24 protein-coding genes are annotated in these 23,301 nt (G+C 69.6%); 15 read left to right on the forward strand and 9 right to left on the reverse strand.

Features of this window, described 5'->3' with window-relative positions:
* Both QSG27_RS13995 and QSG27_RS14000 read right to left on the reverse strand, forming a co-directional pair.
* On the reverse strand, positions 1 to 932 hold a 932-nt coding region (locus tag QSG27_RS13995), incomplete at its 3' end, for an MFS transporter (RefSeq protein WP_306707110.1).
* A 3-nt stretch (positions 933 to 935) separates the two neighbouring features.
* Positions 936 to 1,505 (reverse strand): TetR/AcrR family transcriptional regulator, encoded by a 570-nt coding sequence (locus QSG27_RS14000; protein ID WP_306707111.1) that lies wholly within the window; start codon positions 1,503 to 1,505, stop codon positions 936 to 938.
* Positions 1,506 to 1,703: 198 nt separating this feature from the next.
* On the opposite strand from QSG27_RS14000, the gene QSG27_RS14005 reads away from it, so the two are divergent.
* The 9 genes from QSG27_RS14005 (at position 1,704) to QSG27_RS14045 (ending at position 10,100) form a co-directional block, all read left to right on the forward strand.
* The gene (locus QSG27_RS14005; protein WP_306707112.1) at positions 1,704 to 2,876 is read left to right on the forward strand and encodes a M20 aminoacylase family protein; all 1,173 of its coding nucleotides are present in this window, start codon (positions 1,704 to 1,706) and stop codon (positions 2,874 to 2,876) included.
* Positions 2,877 to 3,079: 203 nt separating this feature from the next.
* Positions 3,080 to 4,405, forward strand: a complete 1,326-nt coding sequence (locus QSG27_RS14010; RefSeq protein WP_306707113.1) for an NAD(P)/FAD-dependent oxidoreductase — start codon at positions 3,080 to 3,082, stop codon at positions 4,403 to 4,405.
* A 2-nt stretch (positions 4,406 to 4,407) separates the two neighbouring features.
* On the forward strand, positions 4,408 to 4,920 hold the full coding sequence (locus QSG27_RS14015; protein ID WP_306707115.1) for an L-2-amino-thiazoline-4-carboxylic acid hydrolase: 513 nt from the start codon (positions 4,408 to 4,410) through the stop codon (positions 4,918 to 4,920).
* Between the two features lie 71 nt (positions 4,921 to 4,991).
* Positions 4,992 to 6,116 carry an ABC transporter substrate-binding protein gene (locus QSG27_RS14020; RefSeq protein WP_306707117.1) on the forward strand — a complete coding sequence of 375 codons (1,125 nt, stop codon included), beginning with the start codon at positions 4,992 to 4,994 and terminating at the stop codon, positions 6,114 to 6,116.
* Positions 6,117 to 6,172: 56 nt separating this feature from the next.
* The gene (locus tag QSG27_RS14025; protein WP_306707119.1) at positions 6,173 to 7,087 is read left to right on the forward strand and encodes a branched-chain amino acid ABC transporter permease; all 915 of its coding nucleotides are present in this window, start codon (positions 6,173 to 6,175) and stop codon (positions 7,085 to 7,087) included.
* On the forward strand, positions 7,074 to 8,102 hold the full coding sequence (locus QSG27_RS14030; protein WP_306707120.1) for a branched-chain amino acid ABC transporter permease: 1,029 nt from the start codon (positions 7,074 to 7,076) through the stop codon (positions 8,100 to 8,102). The genes QSG27_RS14025 and QSG27_RS14030 overlap by 14 nt, the downstream gene beginning before the upstream one ends.
* A complete protein-coding gene (locus QSG27_RS14035; RefSeq protein ID WP_306707122.1) occupies positions 8,099 to 8,866 on the forward strand; it encodes an ABC transporter ATP-binding protein in 768 nt (255 codons plus the stop codon). The genes QSG27_RS14030 and QSG27_RS14035 overlap by 4 nt, the downstream gene beginning before the upstream one ends.
* Complete coding sequence (locus QSG27_RS14040; protein ID WP_306707124.1) at positions 8,863 to 9,573, forward strand: ABC transporter ATP-binding protein; 711 nt, start codon at positions 8,863 to 8,865, stop codon at positions 9,571 to 9,573. Before QSG27_RS14035 ends, QSG27_RS14040 begins: the two co-directional genes overlap by 4 nt.
* Before the next feature lie 23 nt (positions 9,574 to 9,596).
* A complete protein-coding gene (locus tag QSG27_RS14045; RefSeq protein ID WP_306707126.1) occupies positions 9,597 to 10,100 on the forward strand; it encodes an L-2-amino-thiazoline-4-carboxylic acid hydrolase in 504 nt (167 codons plus the stop codon).
* An 82-nt stretch (positions 10,101 to 10,182) separates the two neighbouring features.
* On the opposite strand, the gene QSG27_RS14050 is transcribed toward QSG27_RS14045, so the two are convergent.
* The gene (locus QSG27_RS14050; RefSeq protein WP_306707128.1) at positions 10,183 to 12,189 is read right to left on the reverse strand and encodes a methyl-accepting chemotaxis protein; all 2,007 of its coding nucleotides are present in this window, start codon (positions 12,187 to 12,189) and stop codon (positions 10,183 to 10,185) included.
* A 124-nt stretch (positions 12,190 to 12,313) separates the two neighbouring features.
* On the opposite strand from QSG27_RS14050, the gene QSG27_RS14055 reads away from it, so the two are divergent.
* The 3 genes from QSG27_RS14055 to QSG27_RS14065 all read left to right on the forward strand — a co-directional run bounded on the left by QSG27_RS14055 (position 12,314) and on the right by QSG27_RS14065 (position 14,915).
* Positions 12,314 to 12,643 (forward strand): YnfA family protein, encoded by a 330-nt coding sequence (locus QSG27_RS14055; RefSeq protein ID WP_306707130.1) that lies wholly within the window; start codon positions 12,314 to 12,316, stop codon positions 12,641 to 12,643.
* A gap of 82 nt (positions 12,644 to 12,725) precedes the next feature.
* Positions 12,726 to 13,304 carry an NADPH-dependent FMN reductase gene (locus QSG27_RS14060; protein ID WP_306707132.1) on the forward strand — a complete coding sequence of 193 codons (579 nt, stop codon included), beginning with the start codon at positions 12,726 to 12,728 and terminating at the stop codon, positions 13,302 to 13,304.
* A gap of 105 nt (positions 13,305 to 13,409) precedes the next feature.
* Positions 13,410 to 14,915 (forward strand): L-lactate permease, encoded by a 1,506-nt coding sequence (locus QSG27_RS14065; protein ID WP_306707134.1) that lies wholly within the window; start codon positions 13,410 to 13,412, stop codon positions 14,913 to 14,915.
* Positions 14,916 to 14,918: 3 nt separating this feature from the next.
* Here QSG27_RS14065 and QSG27_RS14070 read toward each other — a convergent pair whose 3' ends face one another.
* The 6 genes from QSG27_RS14070 to QSG27_RS14095 all read right to left on the reverse strand — a co-directional run bounded on the left by QSG27_RS14070 (position 14,919) and on the right by QSG27_RS14095 (position 20,591).
* Positions 14,919 to 15,716 (reverse strand): DeoR/GlpR family DNA-binding transcription regulator, encoded by a 798-nt coding sequence (locus QSG27_RS14070; protein ID WP_306707135.1) that lies wholly within the window; start codon positions 15,714 to 15,716, stop codon positions 14,919 to 14,921.
* Positions 15,717 to 15,790: 74 nt separating this feature from the next.
* Positions 15,791 to 16,867, reverse strand: a complete 1,077-nt coding sequence (locus QSG27_RS14075; protein WP_306707136.1) for an ABC transporter ATP-binding protein — start codon at positions 16,865 to 16,867, stop codon at positions 15,791 to 15,793.
* Between the two features lie 4 nt (positions 16,868 to 16,871).
* A complete protein-coding gene (locus QSG27_RS14080) occupies positions 16,872 to 17,693 on the reverse strand; it encodes a carbohydrate ABC transporter permease (protein WP_306707137.1) in 822 nt (273 codons plus the stop codon).
* A gap of 3 nt (positions 17,694 to 17,696) precedes the next feature.
* Positions 17,697 to 18,599 carry a sugar ABC transporter permease gene (locus QSG27_RS14085; protein WP_326522686.1) on the reverse strand — a complete coding sequence of 301 codons (903 nt, stop codon included), beginning with the start codon at positions 18,597 to 18,599 and terminating at the stop codon, positions 17,697 to 17,699.
* Positions 18,596 to 19,867 (reverse strand): ABC transporter substrate-binding protein, encoded by a 1,272-nt coding sequence (locus QSG27_RS14090; protein ID WP_306707138.1) that lies wholly within the window; start codon positions 19,865 to 19,867, stop codon positions 18,596 to 18,598. The genes QSG27_RS14085 and QSG27_RS14090 overlap by 4 nt, the downstream gene beginning before the upstream one ends.
* 88 nt (positions 19,868 to 19,955) lie before the next feature.
* Entirely contained in the window at positions 19,956 to 20,591 is a 636-nt protein-coding gene (locus QSG27_RS14095; protein ID WP_306707139.1) for a class I SAM-dependent methyltransferase, read from the reverse strand.
* 183 nt (positions 20,592 to 20,774) lie between these two features.
* Between QSG27_RS14095 and QSG27_RS14100 the strand changes: the two genes are divergently transcribed.
* The 3 genes from QSG27_RS14100 to QSG27_RS14110 all read left to right on the forward strand — a co-directional run bounded on the left by QSG27_RS14100 (position 20,775) and on the right by QSG27_RS14110 (position 23,300).
* Entirely contained in the window at positions 20,775 to 21,848 is a 1,074-nt protein-coding gene (locus QSG27_RS14100) for an AAA family ATPase (RefSeq protein ID WP_306707141.1), read from the forward strand.
* Positions 21,838 to 22,695, forward strand: coding sequence for a ParB/RepB/Spo0J family partition protein (locus QSG27_RS14105; protein WP_306707142.1), 858 nt, complete (start codon positions 21,838 to 21,840; stop codon positions 22,693 to 22,695). Before QSG27_RS14100 ends, QSG27_RS14105 begins: the two co-directional genes overlap by 11 nt.
* A 134-nt stretch (positions 22,696 to 22,829) precedes the next feature.
* A complete protein-coding gene (locus QSG27_RS14110; protein ID WP_306707143.1) occupies positions 22,830 to 23,300 on the forward strand; it encodes a hypothetical protein in 471 nt (156 codons plus the stop codon).
* The last annotated feature ends 1 nt before the right edge of the window (position 23,301 follow it).

Genomic DNA, 23,301 nt, shown 5'->3' on the forward strand with positions numbered 1-23,301 from the left:
TGACCTTCCACGAGTATCTGTCCATCTGCCACCGCCACGAGCCCCGCCAGGGCGGCGCGGCGCGCGTCGGATCGCGAGGGCACCCGGTGCCCCAGCCCGGCGAGGACCGAGCCGACCGCCACGCCCACGGCGAAGACCGCCAGCAGCAGCGTCGCCCCCTCGCTGTCGGTCCCCAGCGTTTCCCGCGCGATGGCCGGGAACTGCGCCATGACGACGGCGCCGACCCCCCAGAAGACCGAGATGCCGTAAATCGCCAGCATCGACACGCGGTCCCGCGCGGTGTCGCGCAGCACCCGCAGGGTGACCGACAGCGGGTTCAGCCCGACGCGCACCGCCGGGTCGGCGTTGCCCGCCCGCGGGATCAGCAGCGACGCCGCCAGCCCGCCCAGCGCGGTCGCCCCCAGCAGCCCCGGAACCGCCAGCGGATGGGCCAGCGCGAGCGATCCGCCGGCGATGGTGCCCAGCAGGATGGCGACGAAGGTCCCGGCCTCGACCAGACCGTTGCCGGCGGTCAGCTCCTGCGGTTTCAGCAGGTCGGGGAGCAGCCCGTACTTGACCGGCCCGAAGACGGTGGAGTGGGCGCCCATGCCGACCAGCGCGACGATCAGCACGCCCAGGTCGGCGCGCAGGATGCCCCAGGCGGCGATGGCCATGAGGCCGATCTCCGCCACCTTCACGGCGCGGGCGATCAGCGTGCGGTCGAACCGGTCGGCCAACTGCCCGGCGGTCGCCGAGAACAGCAGGAACGGCACGGTGAAGGCCGCCGCGGCGAGTGTCGAGATCAGCGCGCCGTCGCCCGCCGTCCCCGCCATGCCGTAGACGGCCAGCACCGCGATGGCGCCGCGCAGCACGTTGTCGCCGAAGGCGCCCAGGAACTGCGTCACGAACAGCGGCAGGAAGCGCCGCGTGGCGAGAAGGCCGAGTTCGCTCATGGCTCAGGCTCCCTTTCCGGTGGACAGGCCGCGCAGCAGGGCGTCGGCCACCGTCCCGGCCAGCGTGCCGAGCGGGGCCGTCTGCCGTCCGTAGACGTGCGACTGGACGTTCAGGACGATGGCGCCGATCACGGTGTGGGCCAGCGCCTCGCGGTCGGCATCGACGATGCTTCCCTCCGCGATTCCGTCGCCGACGATGGCGCAGACCACGTCCACCGGCGTCTCCAGCCCGTCAGGAACCAGGGGAAGCGCGTCGTGCTGCGACAGCAGGAGGAAGCGCGCCCGGTCCGGCGCCGCCTCGACCAGCCCGAAGGCCCAGGCGATCACGCGGCGCAGCCGCTCCGGCGCCGGGCCGCTCCCCGCCGCCGCCCGCAGGCTGTCCGACAGGGCGGTGTATTCGGCGGCGAACAGGGCGGCGGCGAGGTCGTCCTTGCTGGCCCAATGCCGGTACAGCGCCCCTTCGGACACCCCGGCGGCGCGGGCGATGTCCTTGATGGTGGTCGCCTTCACCCCCTTCTGGGCGAACAGCGCAATGGCGGCGTCCCGGACCTTGCTGCGGACATCGTTGGACATGGCGGTCCCGTTCCTGGTCGGTATCATGAGTGAACGTTCACTCACATCCTGCATGGAATCGCCGGGCCATGCAAGGGTGGCGCAAGGGTGGTGTGCCAGAACCGCATCCACCGTGCGCTTTGCGGGGGCGGCGGTTTGCGGCAGGATCGTTCGCACACATTCTCGAAACACACGCTCAAAACACGGGGAAACAGGGACATGGTGAGGACGATCGACGGGACGGAGGCGCTGACGGCCGACATGACCGCGTGGCGGCGCGACCTGCACGCCCACCCGGAAACGGCTTTCGAGGAACAGCGGACCAGCGATTTCGTGGCGGAGAAGCTGGCCTCCTTCGGGCTGGAGGTTCACCGCGGCCTCGCCAAGACCGGCGTGGTCGGCCTGCTGCGCAACGGCGAGGGGCCGGCGGTCGCCTTCCGCGCCGACATGGACGCCCTGCACATCCACGAGCAGACCAACCTGCCCCATGCCTCCCGCAATCCCGGGCGCATGCACGCCTGCGGGCATGACGGGCACACGGCGATGCTGCTGGGCGCGGCGCGGCACCTGTCGGCGAAGCCGAACTTCCAGGGCACCATCGCCTTCGTCTTCCAGCCCGCGGAGGAGAACGAGGGCGGCGGGCGCGTGATGGTCGAGGAGGGGCTGTTCGACAAGTTCCCCGTCGATCAGGTCTACGGCATGCACAACTGGCCGGGGCTGGAGGTCGGCAAGATCGCTCTGCGCCCCGGTCCGATCATGGCCGCCTACGACATCTTCGAACTGACCCTGACCGGAAAGGGCACCCACGCCGCCATGCCCCATCTGGGCACCGACACGATCCTGGCGGGCACCCAGATCGTCAACGCCTGGCAGACCATTCCCAGCCGCAGCGTCCATCCCGTCGATTCCGCCGTGGTCAGCGTCACGCAGTTCCACGCGGGCGATACGTGGAACGTCCTGCCCGCCACCGCCGTCCTGCGTGGAACCACCCGCACCTTCCGCAAGGAGGTCCAGGACATGGTGGAGCGGCGCATGGGCGAGCTGGCGAAGGCCATCGCCGCCGGCTACGGGGTGGAAGCGGAGCTGCGCTACGAGCGCCGCTACCCCTCCACCGTGAACGAGGCCGCGGCGACCGAGCTGGCCCGCCGCGCCGCCGCCGGAGTCGTCGGGGAATCGGGGCTGGATCTGGACCCGATGCCCAGCATGGGGGCGGAGGACTTCGCCTTCATGCTCCAGCAGCGGCCCGGCTGCTATGTCTGGGTGGGCGCCGGTCCGTCGGACGGCGGACGGAACCTGCACAGCCCGCATTACGACTTCAACGACGCGGTGCTGCCCATCGGCCTCAGCTATTGGGTGCGGCTGGCCGAAACGGTGCTGCCGCGGGCTGCGTGAGAGCAGCTCTTTCTTAAATCCCCTCTCCCCTCTGGGGAGAGGGTTTAGGAAGGGTGAGCAGAATTGTACAAACCATTCCTATATCCCTATGGTTTGTATATGAAACAGGAAAATTACCGCGTCCTCTCCATGGGAATTGCCCGGGTATGCAATTTGTCCCATGATCCGCCCGATTTCACCCGACAGACGTGGGACAAGGCACGGTGAAGGCGATAGACAACAGAAGCGGTGTTCCCGGTACCGGCGGCATCTGGCAGCGGCCCGACTCCCTGTGGGAAGCCACGGCCCCGCCGCCGCCGGACCTTCCGGTGCTCAAGGACTCGGTTGAGGCCGATCTGCTGGTGATCGGCGGCGGCTTCACCGGCCTGTCGGCGGCTCTGCACGCCGCCGAATCGGGCAAGCGCGCCGTCGTTCTGGAAGCGTCGGAGATCGGGCGCGGCGCGTCGGGGCGCAACAACGGGCAGGTCATCCCGACCCTGACCCGCCCGGACCCCGAGGATCTCGTCGCCCGCTTCGGGCCGGAGCGGGGCGAGCGCTTCGTCGCGCTGATCCGCGACAGCGCCGAGACCCTGTTCGCCCTGATCCGCCGTCTCGGCATCGACTGCGCGGCGGAGCAGACCGGCTGGGTGCAGCCGGTCCATTCGCCGGGCCGCATCGCCATCGCCGAACGGCGGGCGGCGCAATGGGGCCGCCGCGGCGCCCCGGTGGAGCTTCTCGACCGCGCGGCCGTCTCGGCCCTGCTGGGCACCGACGCCTATCACGGCGGCTGGATGAACCGCAGCGGCGGCCACATCAACCCGCTGGCCCTGGCCCGCGGGCTGGCCGGCAAGGCGGTGGAGGCCGGCGCATCGGTCTTCGTCAACTCCCCCGTCCTGTCGGTGGAGCGGCGCGGCGACCGCTGGGTCGCCCGGACGCCGGACGGCACGGTGACCGCCCATGCTCTGGTGCTGGGCACCAACGGCTACGCCGCCGCGGTCTTCCCGGAGATCCGGACGGAGGTCGTGCCGGTCCTGTCCTGGCAGATGGCGACCCAGCCGCTGGACGAGGCGCAGCGGCGCAGCATCCTTCCGGGCCGTCAGGCCATGTCCGACACCCACGGCGACCTGCGCTTCATGCGCTGGACCGCCGACCACCGGCTGGTCAGCGGCGGCGCGCTGCTGTTTCCCATCGACGGGGCGGACCGGCTGCGGCGCATCGTCGGGCTGCGGCTGGCCTCGATGTTCCCGACGCTGCGCGGCCTGCGGTTCGACCATGTGTGGAACGGGCGGATCGCCATGACCACCGACTACACGCCGCGGGTCCACCAGCTCGGCCCCAACGCCTTCACCTGGGCCGGCTGCAACGGGCGCGGCGTCGCCCTGTCCGTCTCGCTGGGGCGGGAGCTGGCCTGCGCCGCGCTGGGCCGCGATCCCGCGGAGCTGGCGCTGCCGCTGACCGAGCCGCGGCCCCTGCCCTTCAACGACCTGCTGCAACGCATCGGTCCGTTCAAACTCCTTCAATACCGCTGGAACGACATCCAGGAGATCTGACGATGGCTGACGACACCAAGGCCCCCACCCCCGATCACGCCACGCAGCTCCGCAACGCCTACGCGATGCGGGCCGCGTCCTATGCCCACATGTTCGACGTGCTGCGCGAGCGCTACGGCACCGAAACGGCGCTGGACGTCGGGCGCGAGGCGACCCGCCGCCTGGGCGAGGCGATGGGCGTGAAGTTCGCGGCGCACGGCCCCGATGACCTCACCGGCCTGTGCCACGCCTTCCTCGACGGCATTCCCAACCGCGACTCCATGTTCGCTCCGGAGATCAAGCGCTGCGACGGCGATGCGCTGGAGATCCATTTCCACCGCTGCCCCCTGAAGGAGGCGTGGCAGGCCCAGGGCCGGTCCGACGAGGATCTGGAGCTGCTGTGCAACATGGCCGGCGCCATCGACGGCGGCCTGTTCGAGGCGGCGGGCTTCGTCTTCCGCGGCGAAACCTGGAAGCCCGGCGACGAAGGCTGTTGCCGCCTGAAGGTGCTGCCCGGCCCCAAGGCCGCGGCCTGATCCTGCCCAATCGAACGACGCTGCCCAACACCGGTGCCGAAGCCGGCCCCGACAAGAAAGGTTCCCCTGTCATGACCGCCCGTTCGTCGCTCCTGAAGACCGCCTCCCTCGCCGCCCTTGTGACCGGCGCGCTGGCCGGCACCGCGCTCGCCGCCGACACCGTGAAGCTCGGCTACCAGCTCCCGCTGACCGGCGAGACCGCCCAGTACGGCCAGGACTTCCGCAAGGCCGCCGAGATCGCGCTGACCGAGTTCAACGCCGCCGGCAAGCCCTTCAAGGCCGAGATCGTCTTCGAGGACAGCCGTTCCGACGCCAAGGAAGGCACCAACATCGCCCGCAAGTTCGTGGACGACAAGGAGATCGTCGGCGTCCTGGGCGACTTCACGTCGGGCGTGTCGATGGCCGCGGCGCAGGTCTACAAGGAGGCCGGGCTGCCGCAGCTCTCGCAGACCGCCTCGCACCCCGACTACACCAAGATCTCCAAGTACCAGTTCCGCAACATCGCCACCCAGGCGCAGGAAGGCCCCTACAACGCCAAGTGGATGCTGTCCAAGGGCTACAAGAACATCGCCGTCATCGCCGAGCAGACCGACTGGGGCCAGTCCGTCGTCTCCGGCTTCACCGAGGGCGTGAAGGCCAACGGCGGCACGGTGGTCTTCTCGGAGTTCTTCAACCGCGGCCTGAAGGACTACCGTTCGCTGATCAGCAAGCTGGAGCGCGCGAAGCCGGACGCCATCTACACCGGCTTCTTCTATGAGGACGGCGCGCAGTTCCTCCGTCAGGTCCAGCAGCTCGGCATCAAGACCCCGGTCTATTCCACGTCGGCCGCCTACAGTCCGAAGCTGATCGAGCTGGCCGGCGACGCGGCGGAGGGCGTGCACCTGACCTCCAACTTCCTGCCGACCGATCCGGCCCCGCACATCCAGCATTTCGTGACGGAGTGGAAGGCCGCCTCCAACGGCGCGGTTCCGGGCCAGTTCCCGGCGCAAGCCTACGACGCCGTCCGCATCATGCTGGCCGCGGTCGAGAAGGCCTACCCGAACCCGACCCGCGAGAAGGTGCGCGACGCCCTGGCCCAGACCAAGGACTTCCCCGGCGTGACCGGCAAGACCAGCTTCAGCGCCGACCGCGAGGCCGAGAAGGAGCTGGTGAAGGTCGAGGTCAAGGGCGGCGCCTTCGTGCCGGTCGCCGACTGACCCGCCTGAACCCGACAACGACCCGATAGCCTAACGATCTCCAGCGAACGGCCCGCATGATCGATCCCTACTACCTCCAGCAGCTCGCCATCGGGCTGTCGCTGGGGATGACCTACGCGCTGATGGCGATCGGCTTCACGCTGATCTTCGGCGTGCTGAACGTCGTCAACTTCGCCCATGGCGAGGTCTACACGCTGGGCGCCTTCGCCGGGCTGGTGCTGATTTCCGCGACGGCCCCGCCGGTCTTCGCGGTGATCTTCGCCGCCCTGGCCATCGGCGCGCTGGCCGGATTCTCGCTGGAGAGGGTGGCCTTCAAGCCCTTCCGCCGCTTCACCGACGAGGCGTCGCTGAAGTCGCGGGCGATGCGCGAATCCACCCTGCTCTCCTCGCTCGCCGTGTCCATCGTGGTGCGCGAGGCGCTGGAGATCGTGTTCGGGTCGCAGATGCGCTCCGTCCCGTTCGAGTATCTCATCAACACGCCGGTGCGGGTCGGGCCGGTGATCCTGGTGACCGGCGACTTCATCATCTTCGGCGTGGCCGCGGCCATGCTGGCCGGTCTCCAGTATCTGCTGACCCGCACGCGCATCGGCCTGTCGATCCGGGCGGTGTCGAACAACCCGCTGGGCGCCAAGTATGTCGGCATCGACACCGACCGCACCATCATCATGACCTTCGTCGTCGGCTCCATGATGGGGGCGGCGGCGGGCATCCTGACCGGGCTCTATTACGGGGCGATCTTCCCCGCCATGGGCTTCGTGCCCGGCATCAAGGCGTTCGTCGCCATGGTGATGGGCGGGCTGTCCTCCATCCCCGGTGCGGTGATCTGCGCCCTGATCCTGGGCATCTCGGAAAGCATGGCGACGACCTTCGTGTCGTCGGGCTGGTCGGACATGGTGGCCTACGGCTTCCTGATCCTGACGCTGATCTTCTTCCCCAACGGACTGTTCGGAGCGCGCCGTGAACGTGTCTGACCTGTCGGCGCCGCCGCGCGGGCAAGGCGTGCTGATCCCGCTCCTGCTCGCCCTGCTGGTCTTCGTCGGACTGCCCGCCCTGCTGGCCGGCTTCGACCGCGGCTATTTCTACCAGATCGCCAATCTGGCGCTGATTTTCGTGCTGCTGTCCGCCTCCATGCATCTGGTCACCGGGGTGGCCGGGCTGCTGCATCTGGGGCACGCGGCCTTCTATGGGGTCGGCGCCTACACCGCCGCCCTGCTCTCGACCAAGTTCGGGCTGGGCTTCACGGCGACGCTGCCGCTGTCCGGGCTGGTGGCGGCGCTGATCGCCTTCCTGGTGGCGTTGCCGACCATGCGGCTGGTCAGCATCTATTTCGCCGTGGCGACTCTCGCCATCGGGCAGATGCTCTATCTGGTCATGCTGAACTGGGTGGAGCTGACCAAGGGTCCCAACGGAATCATCGTCACCAAGGGGCTGGAACTGTTCGGTTTCAGCCTGTCAGGCCGGCTCGCCACCTATTACACGGTGGCGGCGGTGGTGACGCTGTGCGTGCTGGCGATCGGGCGGCTCAGCCACTCCTACTACGGCAACGCCCTGCGCTCGATCCGCGAGGACGACCAGTGCGCCGACGCCATGGGCGTCAGCACCGCGCGGCTGAAGATGGAAGCCTTCACCCTGTCGGCCTTCTTCGCCGGGGTGGCGGGCAGCCTGTGGGCGCACATGACCGGCTACATCTCGCCGGGCGACTTCAAATTCTCCGAGTCCATCCTGATCCTGGCGATGGTGGTGGTCGGGGGCCTGGGCAGCCTGCCCGGCGCGGTGATCGGCGCGCTTCTGCTGATCCTGCTGCCGGAGGGGCTGCGCGCCTTCGGCGACTTCCGCAACATCATGGTCGGTCTGGTGATGTTCCTGTCCATCCTGCTGCTGCCGAAGGGCCTGCTGGGCGAAGTGTCCGCCCTCCAGCTCGCGCGGCGCCAGTTGGGGGCGGCGTGGCGCAACACCGTCAAGGGCGAAGGGATCGGCTGGCGATGACCCATCTTCTCGACATCCGCAACGTCAGCCGCCGCTTCGGCGGCGTGCTGGCGGTGAACGACGTGACCGGCCATGTGGACGAGGGCGAACTGGTCGGGCTGATCGGCCCGAACGGCGCTGGCAAAACCACCCTGTTCAACCTGATCTCCGGCTTCACGCCGCTGTCCTCCGGCACCGTCAGCTTCGACGGCAAGACCATCAGCGGCCTGAAGACCAACCAGGTCGCCCGGCTGGGCATCAGCCGCACCTTCCAGAACCTGCGCGTCTTCCCGAACATGTCGGTGTTCGACAACGTGTCGGTGGGTGCGGTCGGCGCCCTGCCGCAGGGGGCTCTGGGCGCCCTGTTCGGCTCCTTCGCAGGGGGCGGCGCCCGCTCCGCCGAGATCAGCCGCCGCACCTGGGAGGCGCTGGAGGCCGTCGGCCTGACCCATGTGGCGGGCGAACTGGCCGCCAACCTTCCCTACGGCCAGCGCAAGTATCTGGAGATCGCCCGCGCGCTGGCGATGCAGCCGCGCTTCCTGATCCTGGACGAGCCCGCCGCCGGCCTGAACGACACGGAAACCCGCGCGCTGGCCGACTTCATCAAGCGGCTGCACGGCACCGGCCTGACCATCATGCTGGTCGAGCACGACATGACCCTGGTCATGAGCATCTGCCAGCGCATCCTGGTTCTGGCCTCCGGACGCAAGATCGCCGACGGCCCGCCCGACGCCATCCGCCGCGATCCGGCGGTCCTGGAAGCCTATCTGGGGGTGGACGCATGAGCGCTCCTGTTCTCACGATCGAGAACCTGCACGTCACCATGGGGCCGCAGGAGATCCTGCACGGCATCGACCTGACGGTCGCGGAAGGCGCCATCGTCGCGGTGCTGGGCTCCAACGGCGTGGGCAAGACCACGCTGATGCGGGCGGTGTCCGGCGTCTACCGGGCGAGCCGGGGCGGCATCGCCTTCCGCGGCCAGCCCATCGCCAACCTGCCGGCCCACCGCATCGTCAAGCTCGGCCTGTCGCAGGCGCCGGAGGGCCGCCAGATCTTCTCCAACATGAGCGTGCGGGAGAATCTGGTTCTCGGCGGCGGCGACGTCGGTCTGGGGGAACTCGACCGGATGCTGGACATGTTTCCGGTCCTCCGGGAGCGTCTCCGCCAGAACGCCGGGTCCCTGTCCGGCGGCGAGCAGCAGATGCTGTGCATCGCCCGCGCCCTGATGCGCCGTCCCGCCCTGCTTCTGCTGGACGAACCGTCTCTGGGGCTTGCCCCGATGGTGGTCGCGCAAATCTTCAATCTGGTGCAGCGAATCCGGGATGAGGGCGTGTCGATCCTGCTGGTGGAGCAGAACGCCCGCGCCGCCCTTCGGGTCGCCGACCATGCGGCGGTGATGGAGGACGGGCGCATCGTGCTGGCCGGCCCCGCCGCCCAGCTCCGCGACGATCCCCGAATCGCCGAAGCCTATCTCGGCGGGCACACCCACTGATGGCTGTTGAAACGGAGAACGCAATGACCGATCCGACCCAGGCGCCCCCGGCCAAGCCGGTGATGGGCATGCTGGAGCGCCGCGGCATCGAGGCGGCGATCCTGAAGCCGGTCTATGAGGAGATGGCCGCCCGGCTGGGCGAGGCGGTGGCGCAGGAGATCCTGGGCACCGCCATCACCCGCGCCGCCGTGGAGTCCGCCGCGGCCTTCGCCGCGACCGAGCCGAACGGCACCAGCCTGAAGAGCTTCGCCGACCTCCAGCCGCTGTGGACGAAGGACGACGCCCTGCGGCTGGAGGTGCTGCACCAGGACGAGTCCCGCTTCGACTACAACGTCACCCGCTGCCGCTACGCGGAAATGTACCGGGACATGGGGCTGGGCCACATCGGGCATCTGCTGTCCTGCAACCGCGACGCCGCTTTCTGCACGGGCTACGACCCGTCGATCCGGATGGAGCGCACGCAGACCATCATGCAGGGCGCCTCGCACTGCGACTTCCGCTACACCGTGGACAAGCCGGAAGGCTGAGGGCTGACACGCAAGGCCCGGAAACGGCGACGGCCCGGCGTGCGGAACGCCGGCCCGTCGCTTTTCCGGGAATGCCTCGGCCTCAGGCCGCGGCGGTCGTCACCGGCTGGAGACCGCGCGTCAACTGGCCGAACGCCTCGCGGAAGCGCGGATTGGCGGCGTCGCTGTCGGCGAAGCGGACATGGGTGGTCGTCTTGTCGATCGCCCGGACCTCGAACGCGACGGACAGGCCAAAACGGTCCAGCCGCAGGGTGCCGCGGTCGCCGGCCCCGAGGCCGACGAGCCCCTTCAGCATGGCGCCGCCGCTCGACAGGTCGGTCAGGGTGCCAGACTGGTCGCGCCCGTTGACCACGACGCCGCACGCCTCGTTCACGCGGTAGCGCGGGCTGCGGCGGCGGTCGGCGTCGCTGGTGGAGGTGCGGACGACCCGCACCAGCACGCGGCGCAGTTCGTCGATGCTGCTCGCCACCTCGTCCGAACCGGCCCGCACGCCGGACGCCTGGGCGCCGGTCTGGTCGGCGTCGCTGGACACGGCGGCGATGCGCACCGACACCTCCTGCGCGGCGTTGGAGGTCTCCACGACGTTGCGGCTGATTTCCTGGGTGGCCGCGGCCTGCTCCTCCATCGCGGCGGCGATGGCGCTGGAAATCTGGTCGATCTCGCCGATGGTGTTGCCGATCTCCGCAACGGCGCCCACGGCGGTGCTGGTCACGCCCTGGATCTCCGCGATCTGGCGGGTGATCTCCTCGGTGGAGCGGGCGGTCTGGTTGGCGAGGTTCTTCACTTCCTGCGCGACCACGGCGAAGCCCTTGCCGGCCTCGCCCGCACGCGCCGCCTCGATGGTCGCGTTGAGCGCCAGCAGGTTGGTCTGGCTGGCGATGTCCGTGATCAGCTTGACCACCTCGTCGATGCGCCCGACCGCCTCGGACAGCGACTGGATGGTGCCCTGGGTGCGCTGGCCGTTCTCCACGGCGCGGCGGGTGACCGCGCTGGAATGGGCGATCTGGGTCGAGATCTCGCGGATGGAGGCCGCCAGCTCCTCGGTCGCCGCCGCCACGGTCTGGGCGTTGGCCAGCGCCTCTTCCGCCGCCGCGGCGACGTTCTGCGCGTTGACGCTGACGCGCTCGGCGGAACTGGCCATGGCGTCGGCGTCCTGGGCCATGCCGCCGGTGCGCAGGGCCACCTGCTCCACCGCGTGGCTCGCCTCGCGCTCCACCGTCTCGGCCATGGCCTGGAGGGCGGCGATGCGCTCCTCCTCCGCCTGGCGCTGGCGCTCCACCCGCTCCTGGGTCGAGTAGTTCAGCTTCGCCTTCACGGCGCGGATCTGCGACCGGATGCGGGCGAACTCGGCCACGCCGGAGCTGGGGATGTTCGCCATCAGGTCGCCGCGGGCGATGGCGTCGAGATGGGTTTCCACCAGACCCAGGGGGCGCCGCACCGTGCCCAGCACGCTGAACGTGCCGATGCCCGCCACCAGCAGGCCGAACACCATCAGCCCGGCGAAGGCCGCGGCGCTGTCGCTGCCGGTCAGGCTCAGCACACCCAGCGCGATCACCGTCAGCAGCAGAAGGCCGCTGGTCGCCAGGATGCGGCCGGCGATGCTGGACGCCAGATTGCCGAGCCAGACACCGAAGCCGCGGCGGACGATCTGGCCGTCCAGCAGCCCATATTGCTGGCCGCGCCCGGCGCGGATCTCGGCGTAGATGCGCTCCGCCTCCGCCACCGCGTCGCGGCTGGGCTTGGAACGGATGGAGATGTACTCCGTCACCACGCCCTTTTCAGTGATCGGGGTGACGTTCGCCTTCACCCAGTAGTGATCGCCATTCTTGGAACGGTTCTTGACCAGCCCTTCCCAGGCGCGCCCGTCCTTGATGGTTTCCCACAGATTGGCGAAAGCAGCCGGGGGCATGTCCGGGTGCCGCACAAGATTGTGAGGCGCGCCGAGTAATTCTGTTTCTGAGAAACCGCTAATATCGACAAAAGCCTTGTTGACGAAGGTAATCTTGCCGCGCGTGTCGGTACGCGACACAAGCAGCACGTCGTCAGCCATTTCGATTTCGCGGTTCGTAACCGGTCCATTGTCGCGCATAAGCCAGCACCCCGTCGCGGAGAACACGCATAAAACACTACTTAAGTTCTGTTTCTACTGTATTAATGGCAGAAAATCATCCCCATAATATCGCAGCACATCCGACCATGGTCCCGGACCCGTCATGAGCACGCTCGCCCTCTACGCCGCTGCTGCCATTGGGGAAATCGCCGGCTGCTTCGCCTTCTGGGCGTGGTCGCGGCTGGGAAAATCGCCATTGTGGATTCCCCTAGGCCTGCTCTGCCTGGCGGCCTTCGCCTGGCTGCTGACCCGCGTGGAAACGGAGTTCGCCGGGCGCGCCTACGCCGCCTATGGCGGGGTCTACATCGCCGCCTCGCTGCTGTGGCTGTGGATCGCGGAAGGACGCACGCCGGACCGCTGGGACCTCATCGGCGCCGCCGTCTGCGGCGTGGGGGCCGCGATCATCCTGCTCGGGCCGCGGGGCACCGCCTGACGGCGGCGACGACAGGGGGGCACCATCGCCCGTCCGGACCGTTGAAACGGGCAACTCTTCACACCGCAACAGGACCCCCGCGATGACCGACACCGCCAAGCCCGTCCGCCTTCTCGGCCTTTCCGGCAGCATCCGCCGCCAATCCCACTGCAGCGCGGTGCTCCGCACGCTCGCCGATTCGCTGAACGGCAAGGCCGGGATGGCGCTGTTCCCGCTGAACGACATCCCGCCCTACGATCCCGACCTGGACGCGGAGAACACCCCGGCCCCGGCCACCGCGCTGCGCGAAGCCATCGCCGGGGCCGACGGGCTGGTCGTCATCTCCCCGGAATACAATTACGGCATGTCGGGCGTGCTGAAGAACGCGCTGGACTGGGCGTCGCGCCCGGCCATGAAGTCGCCGGTGCGGGGCAAGCCGATCCTGATCATGACCGCCTCCCCCGCCTTCACCGGCGGCGTGCGCGCCCAGCACGAGATGCGCGAGACGCTGGCCGGCATGATGGGCCGGGTCATCGCCCGCCCGCAGGTGGTCATCGGCCTGGTGCACGAGAAGATCCGGGATGGCCGCCTGACCGACCGGGCCGCGCTGGACTTCGCGCTGGCCGCCATCGACGACCTGCTGGCGGAGATCGCCCTCCTGCGCGGGGCGGCGGGCTCCTGACCCCCGGAAAGGGCGGGGCTGCAACGCAAAGACCGAAGGGGCTGGCCCAAGCGTGAGGATATTAGTATATCAGCACACTTCCCTCACGGCTCCCCAGTGTCGATCATGCCTTTGACCCTCCATCTGCTGCCGCTCGCCGCCACCGTCGCCCTGCTGGTGTCGCGGCGCGTCAGCATGCTGACCGCCGGAACCGCGGGGATGGCGCTGGCCGCCGGCGTGCTCCTGACGGTGCTGATGGCGGGACAGCCCGGCGGCATGGCCGCTCCGGACTGGTCCGCCCGGCTGCCCTCCCTGCTGCCCGCCGTGGCGTTGAAGGCCGGGGAAGGGGCGTGGCTGGCGTGGCACGCCATGTCGATCATCGCGGCGGGCCTGCTGTTCCACCGCGCCTTCGAGGCCCGCGCCATCAAGGCCGAAGCCGCCCGGGCCGAGGTGAAGACCCCGGCGGACCGCCGCCGCGCCGTCTTCGTCGCCTGCCTGCTGGCCGGACCCTTCGCGGAATCGGTGACCGGTTTCGGCGTCGGGCTGGTGGTGGCGCTCGCCATGCTGCGCCCGCTGAACCTGCCGCCGGCGCACGCGGCGGCGCTGGGCCTGTTCAGCCAGATGCTCGCCCCCTGGGGGGCGCTGGGCGTCGGAACGCGGGTCGGGGCGGAGCTGATCGGCGTGCCCTTCGTGGAGTTGGGGAGCACCGCCGCGGCGCTGATGGCGGTGGTGCTGCCCAGCCTGCTGCTGGTGTTCTGGCGGCTGATTCATGGAGCCGGACTGACCTCCAGCCTGACGGACCGGGCCAAGGACGTGGCCCTGATGCTGGCGCTGGCCGGTCTGCTCTGGCTGACCAACCGGTTCGTGGCCCCCGAACTCGGCGGCGGACTGGCGACCGCGGTGCTTCTGCTGGCCGTGGAGGCGCGGCGGCTGCCGCGCGACGCCGCCGGCCTGCTCCGTCTGCTGGCCCTGCTGTGGCCTTATGTGGTGCTGGTCGGCGGGCTGATGGCGACCCGCCTGCTGCCGCCGCTGGACGGCTGGACGGCGGATTGGCTGGTGCTCGACCCCTTCGGCGGGCTGGCGCCGATGCCCCTGCTGCGCCACCCTTCGACGTGGCTGGTCGCCATTGCCCTGGTCCTTCTGGCGGGCCTGCCGCCCGGGCGCGCCCTGCGGGTGGCGGGACCCGCCCTGCGCGCGGCGCTGGTGCCGATGGCGGCGACGCTGGTCTTCGTGGAACTGGCCGCCTTCATGGCCGCCTCCGGCGGGGCGGCGGCCTTCGGGCAGGCGTGGCAGGAGGTGGCGGGCTCCGCCGCCGTGCTGGCCGTGCCGGTTCTGGGGGCGGCGACCGGGATGCTGACCGGTTCCAACACGGCGTCGAACGCGCTGATGATGCACATCCAGATCAATCTGGCCTCCGGCAGCGGCCTGCCGGTGATCGCCGCCGCCGCGGTCCAGGTGGTGGCGGGCAGCGTCTGCACCCTGCTGACCCCGGGCCGGATCGTTCTGGCCTCCAGCATCCTGGGGCTCAGCCGGTCGGAGTCGGCGATCTACCGGCTGGCGCTGCCCATCGGCGCCGCCTCCACGGCGTCGCTGCTCGCCGTCGTGGCCGCCTGGGTCTGGCTGGTGCGGTGACGGTCAGTCCTGCGGGTCCGGCTCCGCGGCGCGGTCGGGGAACAGCTCCTCCACCCGCACGCCGGACTCGCGGCAGATGCGGGCGAGGCGGTCGGAGGGCAGAACGTCGGTCACGAAGGTGTGGACCTGCGAGATGTGGCCGATGCGGACCGGGGCGGTGCGCTCCAGCTTGCCGCGGTCGGCGACCAGGATGACGTGGCGGGCGTTCGCCATGATCGCCTGCGACACCCGCACCTCGCGGTAGTCGAAGTCGAGCAGCGCCCCGCTCTCGTCGATGGCCGAGGCGCCGATTACCGCGAAATCGGCCATGAACTGGTTGAAGAAGTCGATGGCGGCCTCCCCCACGATGCCGCCGTCCGACCGCCGCACCACGCCGCCGGCCACGATCACCTCGATGTGCGGTTCGGGGCGCAGCAGGTTGGCGACGTTGATGTTGTTGGTGATGACCACCAGCCCGCTGCGCCCCTGAAGGGCGCGGGCCACCTCCTCCGTCGTCGTGCCGATGTTGATGAAGAGGGACGAGCTGTCGGGCACCAGTTCCGCGGCGCGGCGCCCGATGGCGCGCTTCTCGTCCTGGGCGATCAGCCGCCGCGCCTCATAGCCGAGATTCTCCACGCCCGACCCGGCGACCGCGCCGCCGTGGACCCGCTGGAGCAGGCGGCGGTCGCACAGCTCGTTCAGGTCCTTGCGGATGGTCTGCGGCGTGACGTTGAAGCGGGCGGCCAGATCCTCCACGACCACGCGCCCCTGCGTGCGGGCGAGCGCCAGGATGTCGGTCTGCCGGGGGGTCATGATGTCCATGGCGGCATTCAAGCGGACCGCCGCTTCGCCCGCAAGTTCATTCGAAAGTCGCCGGGCCTCACCGGTTCCCGCGGTCAGAGCCTTTGTCCGTCCGGACCGAAGAGATGCGCGGTTTCGCCCCGCAGGTTCAAGCGCAACCGCTCGCCCGCCGTCACCGGCCGGTCGCCGTCGCGGCGGACCAGCAGGCGCTGCCCGTCCTCCAGCGCGACGTGGCAGTGGGTTTCGCCGCCCAGCCGCTCCACGGCGGTCACCGTGGCGACCAGCCCGGCCCCGCCGTCCGTCACCCCGACATGCTCCGGGCGGACGCCGAGCGTCAGGCGCGTGCCCGCCGGGGGAGCGGCGCCGTCCACCGGGACCTCCAGCGGCACCCCGCCGGGAAGCCACACCCGCACCGCCCCGTCGGCCCGCCCTTCCGAGACCACATCCAGGGCATTCATGGCGGGGGAACCGATGAAACCGGCGACGAAGCGGTTGCGCGGGTGGTGGTACAGCTCCAGCGGCGTGCCGGCCTGCTCCACCCGCCCGGCGTTCAGCACGACGATGCGGTCGGCGAGGGTCATCGCCTCCACCTGATCGTGGGTCACGTAGATCATCGTGGCCCGCAGGTCCGCCTTCAGCCTGGCGATCTCCAGGCGCATCTGGACGCGCAGGCCGGCGTCGAGGTTCGACAGCGGCTCGTCGAACAGGAAGACCTGCGGTTCGCGGACGATGGCCCGCCCGATGGCGACCCGCTGGCGCTGCCCACCCGACAGGTCGCGCGGCTTGCGGTCCAGAAGCTCCTCGATCCGCAGCAGCCGGGCGGCGGCGCGCACCCGCTCCTCGATGGTCCTTTTGTCGGTCCGCGACAGAGTCAGGCCGAACGCCATGTTCTGGTAGGCCGTCATGTGGGGGTAGAGCGCGTAGGACTGGAACACCATGGCGATGCCGCGCGCCGCGGGAGGGCGGTCGTTCACCCGCACGCCGCCGATGAAGAGGTCCCCGGCGCTCGGTTCCTCCAGCCCGGCGATCAGGCGCAGCAGAGTGGACTTGCCGCAGCCGGACGGGCCGACGAAGGCGACGAACTCGCCGTCCGCGACCTCCAGGTCCACGCCGTGGATGACCTCGATCCGCCCGAAGCTCTTGCGCACCCCGCGCAGCGTGACGCCGGCCATCGCCCTACCCTTTCACCGCGCCGGCGGTCAGGCCGGAGACGATCCGCCGCTGGAACAGCAGCACCAACCCGATCAGCGGCACCGTCACCACCACCGACGCCGCCATGATCCGCCCCCAGGGAAGCTCGTACTGGCTGGCCCCGGACATCAGCGCGATGGCCACCGGCACCGTGCGTGCGTCGTCGGTCAGGGTGAAGGTCAGGGCGAACAGGAACTCGTTCCAGGCGGCGATGAAGGCGAGCAGCCCGGTCGCCGCCAGCGCCGGCCCCATCAGCGGCAGGAACACCCGCGTCACGATCACGAAGGGACCGGCGCCGTCCACCATGGCGGCCTCCTCCAGCTCCTTCGGCAGCTCGCGCATGAAGGTGGTCAGCACCCAGACGGTGAAGGGCAGCGTGAAGATCAGGTAGGACAGCATCAGCGATCCGATCCGGTTGTAGAGGCCGAGCCAGCGCACCAGTTCGAACAGGCCGGACAGCACGGCGACCTGCGGGAACATCGACACGCCCAGCACGACGAACAGCAGCAGCCCCCGCCCGCGGAACCCCACCCGCCCCAGCGCATAGGCGGCCAGCACCGCCAGCCCCAGCGACAGAGCCACCACCGACGCGGCGGCCAGCAGAGAGTTCAGGATGTTCCGCCCGAAAGGCTGTTCGTTGAAGATCGCCGTGTAGTTCGCCAGCGACGGCTGCGACGGCCACGCCTCCACCGTGAACAGCGCGCTGCCCACCTTCAGGGAGGTGATGACGGCCCAGGCGAAGGGGAACACCGCCCAGACGACAATCCCCAGAATCAGAAGGCCGAAGGCGATGCGTTTCAGGACCATCCTTCACCCCCCCGCATCGACGCGCACGCGGCCCAGCGTCACCGCCAGCACGGTCGCCGCCGCCAGAACCAGAACCAGCACCGTCGCCGCGGCGGAACCGTAGCCCACGTCCTGGAAGTCGATCAGATATTGCCGGGCGTAGACCGACATCGACATGGTGGACCGGCTGTTGCCGGTCAGCACATACATCAGGTCGAACACGCGCAGCGCGTCCAGCGTGCGGAACAGCACCGCCACCATCAACGCCGGGCGGATCAGCGGCAGGGTGACGCGGAAGAAGACCTTGACCGGATGCACCCCGTCCACCCGCGCCGCCTCGTAGAGGTCGCGGGGAAGCATCTGGAGCGCCGCCAGGATCAGCAGCGCCATGAAGGGCGTGGACTTCCACACATCCACCGCGATGACCACCGGCAGCGCCAGATCAGGATCGGCGGTCCAGGCCCGCGGCTCGGCGATCAGCCCGATTCCCAGCAGGATCGCGTTCACCACGCCGTAGAGGTCGTGGAACATCCATCCCCACATCTGGGCCGACACCACGGTCGGGATCGCCCAGGGGATCAGCACGGCGGCGCGCAGCAGCCCGCGCCCCGGCAGATGCGCGTTCAGGATCAACGCGATTCCCAGCCCCAGCGCCGTTTCGACCGCCACCGACACCACCGTGAACAGCAGCGTGTTCCACACCGCCCGCCACCAGACGGGATCGCGCATCAGCCACAGGTAGTTGTCCAGCCCCACCCCCCGGAAGCCGTCCAGCGTGCCGAGCGTCGCGTCGGTGAAGGAGAAGAAGACGGTGCGGACCAGCGGCCAGCCCGCCACCCCCGCCAGCACCACCAGCATCGGCAGCAGGAACAGCCACGCCGCCCGGCGCCTCTGCCGCTCCAGGCTGGGGGTCCGGTGGGCGTTCACCAGCGCCCTCCCCGGCTGATGCGGACCAGTGCCTCCTTCAGGCCGGGCAGCATCGCCTGGGCGTCCCGCCGCCCGGTCAGCACCTCGTGGACGTTGGCATAGAACTCCGCGGACACCTGATTGTAGCGGATGCCGGTCGCCTGGGCCGGGCGGTTGACCGCGCCGGCGACGGACTCCGCCAGTTCCGCGAAGAAGGGGTTGGCGGCCAGCACCTCCGCATCCTCGTAGAGCGCGGGAATGGTCGGGTTGGCGGCGCCGTGAATGGCCCGGCGCTTCTGCTCGGCCTCGCCGGTCAGGTGCAGCGCCAGATCGGCGGCCTCATCCGGATGGGCGGAGAATTTGCTGACCGCGAGCATCTGCCCACCCAGCGTGGCGGTGTGGCGCCCGTCCGGCCCGCCCTTGGGCAGGGGCACCACGGCGACCTTGCCGCCGACCGCGCTGTCCGCCGCATTGACCAGCGTCCAGGCGTAGGGCCAGTTGCGCATGAAGACGGCGTTGCCGGATTGGAAGACGCCGCGCGCCTCCTCCTCCATGTAATTGAGAACTCCAGGCGGGCTGATCGAGCCGACCCAGCCGCGGGCCATGGCCAGCGCCTCCGCGGCGCGCGGGTTGTCGATGGTGATGGCGCCGTCCGGGTCCACGATGGTGCCGCCGTTGCGGCTGGCGATCCATTCCAGGGCGTTGACCGTCAGCCCCTCATAGGCGCGGCCCTGCCAGACATAGCCCCACATCCGCTCGCGCCCGGCGGCGCGTTCCCCCCGCTGGATCAGAGCGGCGGTCTCCTGAAGCGCCTCCCACGTCTCCGGCACCGGGCGTCCGTAGGCGTCCAGAAGATCCTTGCGGACGTAGAGCAGCCCGGCGTCGGCAAACCAGGGCAGGGCGACCAGCCGGCCCTTGACCGTCGCCGCCTCGACCATCGCCGGAAGGTGCCGGCGCACGGTGTCCGGCCCGGCCCGGCCGGTCAGATCGACGAAGTAGTTGCCGAGGATGCCCGGCCAGACCACGTCGATCTGGAACACGTCGATGTCCGGCGACCCGGCGGCGAGAAGCTGCTGGTAGAGCGCCAGTTGCTCGCCCGCCCCCTTGGGCGGGGAGACGAAGCGGACCTCGTTCCCGCTGCGCCGCGCCCAGTCCTGCGCGCCGTCGCGGCACAGGTCGAAGCTCATGCCGAGCCCGCTGCAGACGAGCGTCACCGTCGCCCCGGCGGCGGGGAGCGCCGGAAGGGCCGTCAGCACACCAGCCAGAAGCAACGCGCACCGCCGCGCCATCGGGCTCCATCCGCTCCCGGTTGATCCAGGTCCGGATGGGAAACTCCCATGGCCGCAGCCGGGTTCCCTGCGCTTATGCCCCGGCCCGTCAGGCGGGGACGGCGGCCTCGCGGCGGCAATGCAGCAGGCTGAACAGGCCGAAGGGCGGAACGGTCTGCAACTCCTCCACCTTCAGGCGGGAGCCGGACATCAGCGTGTCCAGCGTGAAGTCGGGCCGCCAGCCCAGCTTCTTGGAGAAGGGCGCCATCCAGTTCTCCACCGAGCGGCGGATGCCCGGCTTGTCGGCGGCGAAGTGGTTGACGATCAGGATGTCGCCGCCGGGGCGGCAGACGCGCTCCAGCTCGTTCATGGTGCCCTGCGGGTCGGGAACCACCGTCATCACATACATGGCGACCACGAGGTCGAAGCTGCCGTCGGCGAAGGCCAGCTTGCCGGCGTCCATCTCCAGCAGCCCTTCCACATTCTCCAGCCGCTCGCGGTCCACCCGGTCCTGGGCGACCCGCAGCATGTCCGACGACAGGTCGATGCCGACCACCCGGTTGTCCTTGCGGTAGTCGGACAGGGAGATGCCCGTGCCCACGCCCACCTCCAGAACGCGCAGGCCGCCCCGCCGGTTGATCCACTTCACGGCGGCGTGCCGGCCCGACGCCAGCAGGTTCCCGAACACGGGATCGTAGAAGCGCGCGTAACGCCGGTAGGCGGCGCGGATGGAGTCGGCGTCCATGGGGTCTCCCTAGCAAAAACTGGCCGCAAGTCCTGACGCAGGTTTGTTGGCCGCGACCATAGCGGCCTTTCGTCACACAGGAAAGCCGCAGAGCGCCCCCCTTGTTCCACGCTGGACCATGCTTGCCTGTCCGCTCCGCTTCGTCGTCACATGTGCATCACCGATGTTGACACCACCATCAACATGACTCAAGGTGCCGCCGCGATCACCCGCAACAAGGGATGCCCCGTGGCCCACGAGATGAGCGGCGAGGAGCTGCGCCGCTACCGCGAACAGCGCGGCATGAACCAGCAGGCCCTGGTCGGCTGGCTGAACGAACGGCTGAACCGGCGCTACGACCGCGCCAAGATCTCCCGCTGGGAAACCGGGGCGGAGCGGATTCCGCAGATCGTCGCGGGCGCCCTGAAGACCGGGACGGAACCGGTGGGCATCCCTGCCGCCGCGGCGGTGCGCGCGGCCCCCGTGGTGTTCTGCGCCGCCAACCAGAAGGGCGGAGTGGCCAAGACGACCACCTGCGTCAACGTCGCGTGGTTGCTCGCCGGCTCGGGGCGGCGGGTGCTGCTGATCGACTGCGACCCGCAGGCCAACGCCACCGTGCATCTGGGCGTCGATCCGCACGAGCGGGAACTCGCCAAGGCGACCCTGACCCACGCGCTGAAGGCCAGCCGCCCGATGAAGGAGTTCATGACTCCGGTCTGCGACGGGGCGTTCGACCTGCTGCCCTCCTCCATCTCGCTGGCGGCGGCGGACCGGGAGTTGCTGCGCCAGCCCAACGGCACGCTGATCCTGCGCGCCAAGATCGCGCAACTGTCCGGCCTGTACGACTTCGTGGTGCTGGACTGCCCGCCGCATCTGGGCGAACTGACCGTCTCGGTGCTGAACGCCGCCGACCAGCTTCTGATTCCGACGCAGACGGAGATGCTGTCCATGATGGGCATCCCGCAGCTGTTCGAGACCATCGCCGGGGTGCGGGAGCTGGTGAATCCGCGCCTGCAAATCCTCGGCATCCTGCCGACGATGTACAGCCCGCGCCGGCTTCAGGACGAGACGGTGATGGGGGAACTGCGGGAGCTTGCCGCCTCCGAGCATCTCCGCCTCTTCTCCCCCGTCAAACGGGCCGCCGACTATTCCAAGAGCGTCATGGCCGGTCGCCCCGGCCTCGCCTACAACCCGAACTCCGCGGGCGCGGAGAGCTTCCACGAGATCGCCGACGCCCTGCTGGCGCTCGCCGGAGAGGAGATGCGCCATGGCGCGTAAGCTCGACACCTCCAACGCCGGCCTGTTCAGGCGCGCGATCAGCCGCACCGGCAGCGGCGGGGGCAGCAACGCCGCCCTGTTCGGGCTGTCCGGCAAGATGCGCCACCGCGAAATCCCCCTGGATCAGGTGGAGCCCAACCCCGACCAGCCGCGGCGCAACGCCCGCGGCGCCGACATCGCGGCGCTGGCCGCCTCCATCGGCGAGCGGGGGCTGCTGCAACCCATCAACGTGCGGGAGGTGGCCCCCGACCGCTTCCAGATCGTGGCGGGGGAGCGGCGCTACTGGGCCTTCCGCCAGTTGGAGCGGGAGACCATCCCGGCGCTCGTCATCGACACCGACGACGTGCAGGCGCTGGCCCTGATCGAGAACGCCCAGCGCGTCGATCTGCACCCCATCGACCTTGCCACGACGCTCGCCCGGCTGATCGGGGACAAGGGGCTGACGCAGGATCAGACCGCCGTCCTGATCGGCAAGTCCCAGGAGTATGTGGCCCGGCTGCTGGGCATCCTGCGCCTGCCCGCCCGCATCCTGGAGGAGGCGCCGGACCAGCCCGCCGTTACCGTCTCCCTTCTGATGGAGCTGGCGGAGCTGGGAGACGAGGCGGCGCAGCTCACCCTGTGGAAGCGGGCCGGCGACGGCCTGACCGTGAAGGAGGTGCGCAACGCCAAGCAGGAGCGCAAGGAGTCCCGCGCGGCCACCCCCTCCGTGACGCCCGTTTTGCGTGCGCTGCGCAGCAATGTCGGCAAAATCCACAGCCTGCGCGCATCGGGTCATCCGCTGGCCGAGGACCAGCGGCAGGAACTGCGCGATCTGCGCGACGCCATCGACGCGCTTCTTCAGAATTGAACGTTCGGCGGGGGCAATCCGTGAAATAGAATTTTTCCGTCACACTTTCGTGTGGCTGGCAGTCATTAGACGAAACTCGACTTTTGCGCGATGCTTGGTAAAGTTACGCCATCCGTCTCCAGAAGGGTGCAGCCATGTCCGATACCGCCGTTGCCGAACCCACCGCTCCCGTCACCCAGGTGCCCGCCGTCCAGGCGCCCGCCGCCCCGCCTGCGCTCCCGCCGAGCGGCGCCGCCGTCATCCAGAACGAGCAAGGCAAGGCCAACTCCCTGCTGAACACCATCGCGGACAAGCTGGAGCGGCTGGTCACACTGACGGTGGTGACCGCGGTCGCCGACATCGACGTGGTGCAGGACGATCCCAACCAGATCGGCTTCACCTGCCGTCCGAAGTCCGGCGCCACCATCGAGGCGTTCCAGACGCAGGTCAATCTGGTCACCGGCGACATCGAGAACCTGATCAGCCGCGATTTCGCGACCAACACCGCCTACCAAAGCCTGACCGAGTTCCATCTGGCCCAGGTGACCAAAAGCAGTGACATCGTCAGCACCAACCTGAAGGCGATCCGCGACCTGGCCGTTCAGATCTCGGGCCGCTCGAACTGAG

Origin of the sequence: Azospirillum isscasi (assembly GCF_030849505.1) — a bacterium.
GTDB classification, from domain to species: Bacteria; Pseudomonadota; Alphaproteobacteria; order Azospirillales; family Azospirillaceae; genus Azospirillum; species Azospirillum isscasi.